The 13,830-nt window shown below is 37.7% G+C and carries 9 protein-coding genes; 6 read left to right on the top strand and 3 right to left on the bottom strand.

Translation table 11 applies throughout. The annotated features are described in order from the left end of the window. Positions 1 to 57: 57 nt before the first annotated feature. From G521_RS0106440 to G521_RS0106415, 6 genes are all read left to right on the top strand, one after another. Entirely contained in the window at positions 58 to 513 is a 456-nt protein-coding gene (locus G521_RS0106440) for a MarR family winged helix-turn-helix transcriptional regulator (RefSeq protein ID WP_026897815.1), read from the top strand. Between the two features lie 8 nt (positions 514 to 521). Continuing rightward, entirely contained in the window at positions 522 to 1,610 is a 1,089-nt protein-coding gene (locus G521_RS0106435; RefSeq protein ID WP_026897814.1) for an efflux RND transporter periplasmic adaptor subunit, read from the top strand. Between the two features lie 54 nt (positions 1,611 to 1,664). Beyond that, positions 1,665 to 4,766 carry an efflux RND transporter permease subunit gene (locus tag G521_RS0106430; protein ID WP_026897813.1) on the top strand — a complete coding sequence of 1,034 codons (3,102 nt, stop codon included), beginning with the start codon at positions 1,665 to 1,667 and terminating at the stop codon, positions 4,764 to 4,766. 14 nt (positions 4,767 to 4,780) lie between these two features. After that, positions 4,781 to 6,100: a TolC family protein gene (locus G521_RS0106425; RefSeq protein ID WP_026897812.1), complete on the top strand. Its 1,320-nt coding sequence runs from the start codon at positions 4,781 to 4,783 to the stop codon at positions 6,098 to 6,100. An 85-nt stretch (positions 6,101 to 6,185) separates the two neighbouring features. Beyond that, entirely contained in the window at positions 6,186 to 6,578 is a 393-nt protein-coding gene (locus G521_RS0106420) for a response regulator (protein WP_026897811.1), read from the top strand. Between the two features lies 1 nt (position 6,579). Further along, positions 6,580 to 7,440, top strand: a complete 861-nt coding sequence (locus G521_RS0106415; RefSeq protein ID WP_026897810.1) for an N-acetylglucosamine kinase — start codon at positions 6,580 to 6,582, stop codon at positions 7,438 to 7,440. A 17-nt stretch (positions 7,441 to 7,457) separates the two neighbouring features. On the opposite strand, the gene G521_RS0106410 is transcribed toward G521_RS0106415, so the two are convergent. The 3 genes from G521_RS0106410 to G521_RS0106400 form a co-directional block, all read right to left on the bottom strand. Next, positions 7,458 to 10,517: a T9SS type A sorting domain-containing protein gene (locus G521_RS0106410; RefSeq protein ID WP_036678254.1), complete on the bottom strand. Its 3,060-nt coding sequence runs from the start codon at positions 10,515 to 10,517 to the stop codon at positions 7,458 to 7,460. 155 nt (positions 10,518 to 10,672) lie between these two features. Further along, entirely contained in the window at positions 10,673 to 10,846 is a 174-nt protein-coding gene (locus G521_RS0106405) for a PID-CTERM protein-sorting domain-containing protein (protein ID WP_155975683.1), read from the bottom strand. 37 nt (positions 10,847 to 10,883) lie between these two features. After that, entirely contained in the window at positions 10,884 to 13,817 is a 2,934-nt protein-coding gene (locus tag G521_RS0106400; RefSeq protein WP_026897807.1) for a T9SS type A sorting domain-containing protein, read from the bottom strand. Positions 13,818 to 13,830: the final 13 nt, after the last annotated feature.

Genomic DNA, 13,830 nt, shown 5'->3' with positions numbered 1-13,830 from the left:
ATAGTTGCTACAATCAACTAATAGTGAAGTATCCTGATAGCTTTGCATTTACAGTTTATGGAAGAACCTTTAACACATTCATTAATTGCGGTCAGCAAAAAATACTTAAGCTTATTTTCAAAAGAAGCTTCACATTTATCTATAGATAAATATCAGTATATATTGGTGCTCATAGATGATCATAAAGAATCTCTTACTCAAAAAGCATTAAGTGAATTATTACAGGTTGATAAATCTTATATGGTTACCATCCTTGATTATTTATGTGGCAAGGGATATGTAATCAGGGAAAAAAATCCGAATGACCGAAGGGAACAATTGATAAAACTTACCGAAAAAGCCCGTACAGATATACCAGTTATCCGCAAAGTAATTTCTGATTTAAATCAGAAGTCGATGAAGACGCTAAGCAAGGAACAAGTAAAAACTTTTTACGAGGTAATTTCTGTTATTCAGGAAAATTTATCAGACAGTAAACCGAACGAAATATTTTTAGAATATAAAAAAATATAAAATCCCATATGAAGACTAAACACATTGTTTACATCACTTTAGGTTTAATTTTTAGCGCCCTTATAATCTACCGCTTAACCCAGGGAAGCGGACCAGGAAAGGGAGGCGCCGGTAAACCCGGCTCAAATGTGATGGGGAAAGGCGGTCCATCACCTGCCACACGAGTGAATGGAATAGTTGTTAAAGCCGAAAGTTTTGCCAACAGTTTATCGGTATCGGGTTCTATAGAAGCAAATGAGCAGGTTCAGCTAAGAAGTGAAATTCCGGGTTTGGTTACCGGAATATACTTTCAGGAAGGAAGCTTTGTTAAGAAAGGACAATTGCTGTTAAAAATAAACGACAGAGAATTGCAGGCTCAGTTGTCGCAGGCTTTAACAAAACAAAATCTGGCTTCGCAAAGCGAATACAGGGCAAAATTATTATTAGAAAAAGAAGCAATCAGCAAAGAAGATTATGATGTGGCGCTTGCCGATTTGCGCTCCTTACAATCTCAAACGCAGGTAATCAGAGCTCAATTATCCAAATCACAAATACGGGCTCCTTTCAGCGGAAAAATTGGTTTAAGAAATGTTTCTGTAGGCGAATATCTTATACCCACTACATCTGTAGCCAATCTGGTGAGTATAAACCCGGTTAAAATTCTACTTTCGGTTCCAGAAAAATATGCCGGGCAGATAGGAATTAATACCAAACTTAATTTTTCCGTAGCCGGTTCATCCAGAACTTATAAGGCTAATATTTATGCTATAGAACCCAGCATAGAAATGACCACAAGAACATTGCAGATTAAAGCCAGGGCAGATAATCCTTCCGGACAAATCCTGCCGGGATCATTTGCTAAAATTGACCTTCCGCTTTCGAATGTTCAGGATGCTATATTGATCCCGTCCGAGGCTATTATCCCGGTTTTAAAAGGCAAAAAAGTTTTTATAAGCAAACAGGGTAAAGCGCAGGAAGTTATGGTTGAAACCGGAACACGTACAGATAAATCGGTATTAGTTACTTCGGGGCTTTCTATTGGAGATACGGTATTAACTACCGGAATGATGTCATTAAAACCCGAAACTCCCGTTATGATTAATATCTTAAAGAACTAAAGGCGATGGTTTTACCAATTGTTGATTAATTGATAACAATTTAAACTTATTGATATGAGCATATCAACCACCAGTATTAAACGGCCGGTACTGGCCATAGTAATGAATCTCGTACTGGTATTATTCGGGGTTATTGGATTTAATTATCTGGGCGTTCGGGAGTTTCCGTCTATAGATCCGCCTATTGTATCTGTAAGAACCAATTATCCCGGGGCAAATTCCGAGATTATAGAATCACAGATTACAGAACCTCTTGAGAAAGCGATTAACAGTATTGACGGGATTAAAAACATCAGCTCGGCAAGTAACCAGGGCTCCAGCTCTATTACTGTTGAATTTAATCTGGACAAAAATCTGGAAGACGCAGCCAATGACGTTCGGGATAAAGTTTCGCAAGCGGTAAGGCAATTGCCAAAAGATATTGATGGTTTACCTGTTGTATCCAAGGCTGATGCCAATTCAGACGCCATCATTTCCATGACGGTACAGAGTGATAAACGAAATCAGCTGGAATTAAGTGATTATGCAGAAAATGTAATCGCCCAGCGTTTACAAACCATACCCGGAGTAAGTAATGTGCAAATTTGGGGTCAGAAAAAATACGCCATGCGTATCTGGATCGATCCGGATAAACTGGCTTCCTACAGACTTACCTCACTGGATGTTAAAAATGCGTTAGACCGCGAAAATGTGGAATTACCTTCCGGAAAAATTTCCGGCGATGCAACGGAACTTTCTGTAAAAACAATCGGAAATCTTTCCAATGAAGAGGAATTTAATAATCTGATTATACAAAGTGCCGGCGATAATATTGTTCGCTTACGCGATATAGGAACTGCCGTTTTAGGACCTGAAAATGAAGAAACCATGCTGCGCCAATCGGGCACACCGATGATCGGTATGGCCATTGTTCCGCAACCCGGTGCAAACTATCTAGATATCTCGAAAGAATTTTACAAAAGATACGAACAGCTAAAAGTTGATCTTCCAAAAGATTTTAAACTGGATATCGCTTTAGACAATACAATTTTTGTAAAGCGCTCCGTAATCGAGGTTGCAGAAACTATCATTATTTCTCTCATTCTTGTTATCCTGATCATTTATCTTTTCTTCCGTGATTGGAGTATTGCTTTCAGGCCATTAATTGATATTCCGGTTTCGCTTATAGCAACCTTCTTCATTATGTACCTGTTTGGATTTTCAATCAATGTACTTACCCTGCTTGCCATTGTACTGGCTACGGGACTGGTGGTGGATGATGGAATTGTGGTTACAGAAAACATTTTCAAGAAACTGGAAGAAGGGTACTCTCCTTTTGAAGCTGCCATTAAAGGATCAAATGAAATTTTTCTGGCTGTAATTTCTATCTCCATAACTTTGGCTGCAGTTTTCCTTCCGGTGATATTCTTAGAGGGATTTGTGGGCAGGCTGTTCAGGGAGTTTGGGGTCGTAATTGGTGCAGCTGTTCTCATTTCGGCATTTGTATCATTAACATTAACCCCCATGCTGAATGCTTATTTAATGAAAGCAGATCAGAAAAAATCCAAATTTTATAATGCAACAGAACCCTATTTCGAAAAAATGACTAGCGGCTATGCCGATTCATTAAACAGCTTTTTGGAAAAACGCTGGCTGGCATATCCTATATTAATTACCTGTATAGGTGCAATTGCATTGTTCTGGTTTGTACTTCAGAAAGAAACTGCGCCTATTGATGATCGTGGAGCAGTAAACGTGAGCATTACCGCTCCGGAAGGCGCATCCTATGAATATACAGATGATTTTATTCTGAAACTTACCCAGATGGTAGAGGATTCTCTTCCCGAAAAACGAATAAATCTTACCGTTACATCTCCGGGTTTTTCCGGATCTGGTGCAGCAAATACAGGCTTTATGCGTATCCGGCTTGCAGAACCGGGCGAGCGTGAACGTTCTCAGGCTGAAATTGCTCAAAAGCTGACTAAAATCACAAGCGGTTATACTGAAGCAAAAACATTTGTTATTCAGCAACCCACAATTTCGGTTAGCAGACGTGGCGGTCTGCCGGTAAATTATATTATCCAGGCTCCTAATTTTGAAAAATTAAGAGAAAAACTACCGGTTTTTATGGAAACTATTAGTCAGGATCCAACTTTTACCGTAACTGACGTTAACTTAAAATTCAATAAACCTGAAATTAACATTTCTATTGATCGCGAAAAAGCTAAAAATATAGGTGTTTCTGTTTTAGATGTTGCCCAAACATTACAGTTTGCATTAAGCGGTCAGCGGTTTTCTTATTTCAATATGAACGGAAAACAATATCAGGTAATTGGACAATATGACCGGGAAAACCGAAATGACCCTTTAGATCTTACCTCCATATTTGTGCGTAATACGCGGGGCGAACTTATACAGCTTGATAATCTGGTACAGATTGAAGAGACCAGTACTCCACCTCAATTATATCATAATAACCGGTTTATGGCTGCTACAGTTTCCGCCGGTCTTGCACCGGGCTATAGTATAGGAGACGGTATTGACGCCATGGATAAGGCTTCAGAAAAAGTGTTGGATGAATCGTTTTCTACAGATCTGGGTGGAGAATCAAGAGATTTTCAAGAAAGTTCATCAAATACCTTATTTGCATTTGGTCTTGCTTTGCTGCTTGTTTATTTAATTCTTGCGGCGCAGTTCGAAAGCTTTATTGATCCGTTTATTATTATTCTAACAGTGCCAATGGCAGTAGCTGGAGCATTTTTATCGCTTTGGTTATTTGGTCAAACTTGGAATATATTTAGTCAGATCGGAACAATTATGCTCATCGGACTGGTCACGAAAAACGGGATTCTAATTGTTGAATTTGCCAACCAGCTTAAAGAGCAGGGCAAATCTGTGCAGGAAGCAATTCGCGAAGCTGCAGTAGCCCGCTTAAGACCTATTTTAATGACGAGTTTAACCATTGCGCTGGGTGCGCTGCCAATTGCACTTTCTTTAGGTGCTGCGGCAAAAAGCAGAATGAGTATGGGTATTGTAATCATTGGCGGAACCTTATTTTCTTTGGTTCTTACACTGCTGGTTATTCCGGCATTTTACTCTTACTGGTCTAAAGCACATAAACCATTACCTGAATCAACAGGCGAAAAACCTCAAGCGAAAGAATTAGAACTGGTATAATCTGCATTAATCTTATGAATTTGAATTTCTTTTTAAAAAGTATTTTAACCGGTTCCTTCATTTTTCTTTTTGTTCAAAGCAATGCGCAAGAACAGTTGAGTTTGGAACAAGCTGTGCAAATAGCTCTTCAAAATAATTACGACATCAAGTTAAATGCAGTTAGTCTGGATATCAGAAAAACAAATGTAAGCCAGGGCTTATCTGCAATGTATCCGGTTGTAACCGGAAATTTTAATACCAATAATACAATTCAAAATACAAGTCAGACTTTATCCAGCGGACAGTTGCAGGAAAGAGACGGAGCTAAAAACTCAAGCCTTTCTTACGGACCTGTTTTAAACTGGAGAGTTTTTGATGGTTTTGAAATGTTTGCCCGCTATGATCAGTTAAAAGAATTACAGAAACTGGAAGAATCTAATCTTCGTCAAACCATACAACAAACCCTAGTGAATGTAATTTCAAATTACTATGATCTGGTGCAGCAGCAGCAGCAAATTTCAGCTTTAAATACCGCTCTTGAAATTTCACGGATCAGGCTTAAAAATTCTCAAAGCCGTTACCAGATTGGAAAGGCTGCCAAACTTGAAGTACTGGCTGCAAGTGTTGACCTTAACTCTGATACTACAAATCTGCTAAGACAAAAAGATCAGTACAGAAACACCAAAACTATTTTAAACGAACTTTTAGCACGAGATGTAAATATTGATTTTACAGTTGCTGATACCATTATCATTTCCAATAATCTGATTTTAGATGAACTTCAAAAAAATGCGGCTACTTTAAATCCCAACTTGCAGGCTGCCGTCATAAATCAGCGAATTGCCGAGTTAAATCTGAAGCAGGTTAGGGCCAACCGTTATCCGGATATTAACCTCAATACAGGATATAATTTTAGCAACTCCACTTCAGAATTAGGGTTCGCACGTGAATCCAGGGGAAGAGGATTAAATTACGGTGTTTCGGCCTCTATTAATATTTTCAGCGGATTTCTGCAAAAGAAGAATGAGAAAGTCGCCGGGCTTGAAATCGATAATAGCAGGCTTCTGTATGAGAAAGCAAATCTCTCGATTAATGCGCAGCTTGTATCCTTATATCAAACATATCTTACCAATATTGAACTGGTAAAGCTTGAAAAACAAAATCAGGATGTGGCAAAACAAAATCTGGATATCACGCTTGAAAAATTCAGACTGGGAACCGTGGTTCCTCTTGAATTCAGAGAAGCGCAGCGAAACTACATTAATTCTAATGCCCGCTACACCAATGCTCAATATCTGGCCAAACTCGCAGAAATAACTTTAAAACAAATAGCAGGTACACTTTCTCTTCAGTAATTGAGAAATAAATAATAAATAAAACTTATTCTTTTCAGCTCACGTATAAGAGAGGAATCTCTAACCGAGAGGACTGCCTATGCTAATGGAAAGATTTAAACATAAAAATGCTTTATTAATTGACGATAGCTATATCGACAATCTAATTAATCGAAAGATATTAGAGAAAAGCAATTATGCAGAAAATATTAAGGTTATAGACTTTCCTAAGGTGGGAATTGAATTTGTAAAAGAAAGTATTTTATCCGGCCTGAATACTCCAAGCGTAATTTTCTTAGATTTGAGGATGCCCGACATGAGTGGCTTTGAATTTTTGAAGGCTTTAGAAAACATTCCGGAGTTAAAGCCGGGACAGATTAAAATTTATATTCTCTCTTCTTCTTTAGATCCTAGCGATATGAAAAGAGTAAAAGAAAATAAATTAGTAGCAAAATTCATTGGTAAACCTCTAACCAGCCAGGCATTAGCAGAGATATAAAATGATTTTAGTTGCAGATAGCGGCTCATCAAAAGCCGACTGGATTCTAAATTTTACGGATCTAACTACCCCGATTCAATTCAGAACGAGAGGAATCAATCCTTTTTTTTTATCTGAAAAAAAGATAATTAAAATTCTACAACACACTCCCGAGATACAGCCATATCTTGACGAAATCCGCGAAGTTTATTTTTTTGGAGCAGGATGTTCAAGTCCGGATAGCCGTGAGATAATTTCTAATGCCTTGTCTGTGCTGTTTAAAAATGCCTTTATCAGCGTTGAAAATGACCTTTCTGCAGCTGTTTATGCCACTTGCGGCACTCAGCCCGGATTAAGTTGTATCCTGGGAACAGGTTCAAATATCACTTATTTTGACGGTGTAGAAATTCACAGCGGGCTTCATGGCTTGGGATATATATTAGGGGATGAAGGTTCGGGAACCTATTTTGGAAGAAAATTAATTACAGGGTATTTGTATGATACTATGCCCAAAAATTTGCAGAAAGAGTTCTTTTCAACATACGGTCTAAATAAAGAGTCTGTAATTGAAGAGGTGTATACCAAATCGGCACCCAACTTTTTTTTAGCTTCCTTCACTAAGTTCATGAGTGACCATTTAGAAGAACCATACATTCAATCTCTCTTGTATGATGGATTTGAAAAATTTATTAACAGCAATATAAAATCTTACCCTGATTATAAGATTTATACCACTCACTTTATAGGTTCAATTGCCTATCATTTTTCTAAAGTTCTTAAAACAGTTTGCCACGAAAACCAGGTAAGAGTAGGAAAGGTTTTAAAACATCCAATCGAAGAACTGAATAAGTTTGTAATGGAGAGGGAAATGAGGGTAAAATAGTTGATTGGTATTTATACTTATTCTTTTAAAAACTTAAATCTTCCCAAACTCTTCTTTTTTTCAAGATCAGTTATTTCGATCAGGTAAATACCTGATGTTAAATTGCTTACATCCTGCTGAAATCCAATTGTACTTAATTTTTTGACGCCTAAAATATCATAAATATTTAATTGAGGAATCGGGACCTTTTTTGAAAGCATTTTAACGTTAATCAAATCTCTAACCGGATTAGGATATACGGCTATTTCGGGATTTACATTCTCTTTCTTTTTGTTAATGATTAAGCTAAATCGTGAAATACCAAAAGTTGAGGAAATTGCTTTATCAATTTCAAATTGGTAAACTAAGCCTTTTATAAGGGGCACTAAAGCTTTTAGATATTCATCCTTTAGAAGCAAATTAAAATTATCAGGAATATTCAATTCAGTAAAATTGAATTTAACAGTTCCGCTGGATGCGGCATCAACTTTTAATCTTACTTCCTGAACCATGCTTAAATCAGGCATAAAATTTATTGCTACATCATGCATATCCTCTGTGATACTGGCAAGAGAAATGGAACTGCCGCTGAAATAAGATGCATCTCCCTCACCATATTTAGCTTCCAATCCATCAGCAAATACAACAATAGTTTGCTCTGAATTTTTGTTATTTTCAAGTTCTACCTTGATATTAAATTTTGTGGATTTGTTTTCAAAATCATTTTGCGACGATTTTTTTAGTAGCAATTTCCTTCCATCATAAAGTAAGCGTGCAGGCAGAGCAATTAAATTCTTGCAATTTTCTGTAAATGTTATTGTGCCTCCTCCAGGTTTGGCCTTTACATAAAAACCCTGTCCGGTCTGTATTAACGGTAATCCTGATGAAACCACTTCATTTGATTCTGTATTGCTGTAAGGCGGTCCTCCGTTTGTTACAAATCCGTTGCTGTAGGTAATCATTCCGCCCCCGGGTTTAATTATTGAAACAATGTTTTCCATGTTGGTTTTTACAACCGTTTCCCAGTTAATGGTTGCGGGATAAGGATTTCCAATTAGATGATAACCATTATAAGCAGCATCGCCGAAGTGTTCTGTTCTATTTGTATAGGTAAGTACCGTGGCAGGAATATATACAACACCTTTATTAATCGGGCCTGTATAGGTAATCGGAAAACTTTCCGGTATTGCGTAAGGTGGATTCAGTTTATTGGCTAGATTGTTCAACCGATCTCCTCTAAAATTTAAAAAGAAACCTTCTGCCGGCAATGGAGAACTATTAAGATTTGTAACGGCAGTATATTGTGCTGAAGCTCCATCCTGAATGCTGGATGATTCAATATATTTAAATAAACTCGGTGCTGAGCCCGGATTATCAAACCCGCCCGTTCCGCTACCGGTAATGAACATATAACTCTGCAATTGTTTAAAAACAGGCAAAAGTGCATCCGCTGTAACCGGAGAAGATAATGTCCGGGTGCCACGCATCCCTTCTCCTCCGGTAAGAAATAATTGAACGTTTACATCTCCGATAATATCAGTAGAATTATTTAAGGCTGCAATACCAGCATTCCTTTCAGCCGATGATAAGAGTGTTAAGTTTCCATTGGAAATAAGTCGTGATGAGTTTCCTGTGAGATTTACAGTCCCGACTATTTCTAGTTTATTACTCAGCTCAATGATGGCATTTCTGCTTTGTATATAATATTGCAAACTGCGTCCCGAGGAGGTCGATTGATCAAACTGAAGTGAATATGAAGCTGTTCCGTTTCCGGCAATTACCAGAGACGATTGCTCAGAACCTTTTAAAGATCCGTTCCCTAAAAAATGAGGGACTGAATTAAATGTGAGTGTTGCCTTACCTATAGAATAAGAATTATCATTATACACATCCATAAAGCCTGTGATATTAAGATTACAGTCGTTAAAAAGACCGGTAATACCACTTATTTTATCCACAATCATATTATTAAGAGTATATTCCTGTGAAGACATCTGACTAAAACGCAAATAAGTCGGGTTTGGATTATTTCCTCTGACAGAAATGCTAGATGCTGCGGAACCTACCAGATATCCATCCCCAGAAAAAATACCGGGAGCGGGTGGTGATGCGTTTGCACCTAAACTTAAGGTTTGATTGGAAAGGGTTAAGCGGCTTTGATTATTTAAAGCAAGAAGTTCACGTACTGTAAAACCACTGGCCAGAACAACGCCTGCGGAACGATTAACAATAAAATTTTTGAAAGAAACTCCAGAAGAGACTCGCAGTGGATTAATGGCAGTTGCAGTCACATTATCTATTACTATAGAACTGGTAATTCCGCCACCAGAAATTTCACCTGATCCGCTTACAGATTTATGAATCTTTAAAGTGTTGAAATCATTGATAATAAGCCGGTCATTGGTATTTACAAGATCCAAATCACCTGAAAAGTTAAGATCATTATCTGATGCGGAAGGTAAGAAACTCAAATTGCCAGAAACTTTGTTAACAGTTATATTCCCATAGTAAAAATTAGCCGCCAGTGAAGGTATGGTTGAATTAGCAGTACCGTTAAACACCAATGAAATAGTAGAGTGTTTGTTAAGTTTATTAAAACTTCCGTTAGCCCCGGCAGATATACTTCCGTTCACATTCAATATCAAACCAGAAGAAAACTCAATACTATTTCCCTGAATGTTTAAACCTGATAAATTCCAAAATCCATTACCTGACCATACACTGTTATCATACAAAATTATATCAGCCTGCAAATTATTTGCCTGCCACAAATTGAGAATGCCGTTATTCATCAGATTTCCTTTAATACGTAAGGTGCTGCTGTTTACTGTTACAATTAATGCAGCACCAGGCTGGATGGTGAGGCTAAGAAATGAGGAAGTTGATGGCAATGAAAAATTCAGGTTGACTGTATTTCCTGTTGAGATGATTACATCATCATTATTGGCTGGCATTACTCCGCCTGCCCAGGTATTGGCATTACTCCAGTTACCGCTAGCCTGGCTGGAGATGGTTAGTGCATAATTATATTGTGGCAGTAAAAACAGCCACAAAAATGCCGCGTAAATAACCTTATATATACATGAGACTTGAAGCATGTACAAATAATTATTAGTAAAAGAATCCTGATTAGGGAGTCTCAATTCATAATGGTTGGTAGAAATCTTTTAGAAGGTATTCGGGGTGTAAGTATAGATATACTTAGGTTTGGGAAAGTAACAACCAAACCAGGTACTTAAATTTAAGAAAGAAATTAATCTTTTTGCGGATTTGTATTATTTTTTATTTTCTTATAACCATAAGCTGCCCCTGCAGCTACCAAAGCTACAATACCTCCATCCAGAGGGATAGGTTCAGTACAAAAGGGGTCCAGAAAAGGATCACATTGAGCAAAAACTGAAGTTGAGGAAGCAAGAGTACAGAACATTAAAGTTATAATGAAAAGATAAACCTTCTTAAGCTTATTAATTCTTAATGAATTTCGTCCTTCCAATAACTTCATTCGTTTTTGCATCTGTCAATTCTAAAATATAAAGTCCGCCCATTAAATTAGAAACATCGGCAGATATGGGATTACGTTGATCTAGCTGAATTTGTTTCACTCTACCGCCAGAGGTGTTAAAGATAGTAATAAGCACATCCTTATCGTAAAGTGTTGGTAAATTTACGCTAATTTCATTTGATGCCGGATTAGGAAAAACATTTAAGCCCTTAGAATCATTTAACGGTAATCCGTTCAATTTCTCAAATTTTAACATTAAAGTTTCTGAATAATCAAAATTTCTATTTGTTTCAATCTGCTTTAAGCGATAGAAATTATTTCCGATGAATGGTTTTTGATCAATAAATTTATAGTCCAATAAAGTTTGTGAACTGGCAGATCCTTTAACTTGACCAATCACTTCAAAATTGACACCGTCTATCGACCGCTCTACCTCAAAACGATCATTATCTTTTTCTCTGCTGGTTGTCCAGTTTAATTCTGCACTTTGATTAACAGCCAGCGCTTCGAAAATTTTAATTTCAACAGCAGGCGGATTGAATACAATTTTAAATCTGCCGGCACCGTAAGAAAGCAGATTCTTTTTATCAATGCTGAAATTATATTCAGGATTTTCTTTAACATCTATTGAAGTGTTAAGCAATTGATCCTGAAGCAATATCTGGAATTTACCTGCAGCTTTTAAATCAGTAAATTTTAATTTAAAATCTCCGCCAACAGAAGCGTTAACCACCAAACTAATTTCTGAAACATCATTAATTTGAGGCATAAAGTTAATAGACACATTTTTTCCATCACTGGTGAGGGTAGATAAAGCTACTGTACTTCCAGGAAAGTAGGTAGCATCGCTTGGACCAAAAGCCGAATCATTGCCATCCTCAAAAACCACAGCTGCCTCTTCTTTATGGAATTGATCACTTAGCTCAAAGTAAATTGCTTTTGGTGCATCGTCTAATGCTGAATTAGATCCCGGAACTGACAGATTCGCATTAGTACCTTTATCCAGACCGATGATCGGCATATGCAGTAATCTGAGAGGTGAACCTGTTACAGCTTTAGATGTTTCCTTAAAAGTAATTGAAGTTCCCGAAGCCCTGGCTCGAACATAAAAACCCTGACCCGGTTGAATGTAAAAATTATTAGCTGTATTAGATGGTGCGGTTGCTCCGGCAGGAAGAGCACTTCTACCATTAACAACAACCCCACCACTATAAGTGGTCATTCCTCCTCCAGGTTTAATAACAGAAACCATGTTATCAATATTTGAAGTAGAGGAACGGACAACCTTTGTCCAATCGATAGTAGCCGGATAGGGATTACCGATCAGGTTAAAGCCATTATAGGCAGCGTCATTAGGACCTGTATTGTTGGTATAACTCAAATCAACAGTTATATCTCCCTGGTTTACAACTCCCTGGTAAGTAACCGGGAAACTTTCGGGGGTGGCATAAGTAGTACCGCTTACAGGATTTAATTTTCCGGTGGATGAAGTCCGATTTCCTCTGTAAAAAAGAAAAAAGCCCTGCCCTTTAGCAGATCTGGTGGATAAACTGGTTACTGGAGTATATTGTGCGGCCGCACCCGCCTCATATTTTGCAGGCTCATTGTAAGTTAAAATTGTAGCTGAAGAGCCGGGCAAATCAAATCCCGGGTCACCTGACCCGGTTATATACATACTCGACTGCAATTGTTTATAGATTGGAATACTCGTAATCAAGTCATTTACCGGAGAACTTAGCGTCCGTGTTCCTCTGTTCGCATTAGATGAAACTGAATTAGTAGCTGCACCCCCGGTTAACCAGGATTGAACATTAACAATACCGCTAACTACTGCCCCTGCCGCCGTTAAAGGACCGATTTGTGCATAACTTGAAGCGGATGATAGCAATGTAAGGTTGCCATTAGACTTTAAAGTACCATTGGTTACTGTTACCAGGTTAGATACATTTAAAGCCCCATTCAATTCTAATGATTTAGCGGATTTGTCAATTAAAATATTAGGAACTGTAGCTGAGGAACTACCTGTATAAGTCTGATCTACTGAAGTTCCCGAAAACTTTAAAGTTCCGGTATTCCCCGAAAAGTTTCCGCCGTTATTATTTAAATTACCAGTTAATGTTAGAGTTTTATCAACCAGGTTGATGACTGCACCCGAATACATATCAATTTTCGTTACAGTTGGATTTACATCAAGGTTAACTGTTAAATTAAATGGGATAATTACGGATTTGTCAACTGTTGGCACTAAGCCATTACTCCAATTAGAAGCAACATTCCAATAATTAGTACCCGAATTGCCTTTAAAAATATATGATTCAGGCTTAGTTTTTGCCAAGGTTGTAGCGTCTGAACCATTATTACCTACGAGGGTGCCTCCCAAAGTTATAGAACCTGTTCCGCTAATGTCAAGAAGACGGTATTGAGTGCTTCCTCCTGTTGTCCCAATTGCATCCTTCCAAAAATAAATTGAGCCATTAACTATAACAGTTCCGCTGCTTACTGCTAAAACCCCCTGATTTGCGTTTCCATTTCCAATAACATTCATATTACCGCCTACATAAAAATATCCGTTACCAACAGTCAGAACACTCTGGTCAAGGGTTGCCACTCCGGTAACTAAAAGAGAATTGGTAGAAGAAATCGTTACATCGCCTATCTGATTTAAAGAACTGCAAGTAGCAACAGCAATATCAATGGTAACGTTTTCACCATTTGGAATAATTACTGCATCAGAGGAGGTAGGAATCTGTGCAGGCGACCAATTACCTGCATTTCCCCAATTGTTGTTAACATTTCCGGTAAAAGTTATAGAAACAGCAAACGTTGAAAATGAAACAAATAAGTTAAACAGTAAAAATATATAAAAGATGTTTTTTGGCTTTGTAAAAATTATCATAGGCTCTGGAATA

Source organism: Daejeonella oryzae DSM 19973 (assembly GCF_000422945.1).
GTDB lineage: Bacteria > Bacteroidota > Bacteroidia > Sphingobacteriales > Sphingobacteriaceae > Daejeonella > Daejeonella oryzae.
Note: the sequence above shows the minus strand (reverse complement) of the source record. Positions and strands in the feature narration are given on the sequence as shown.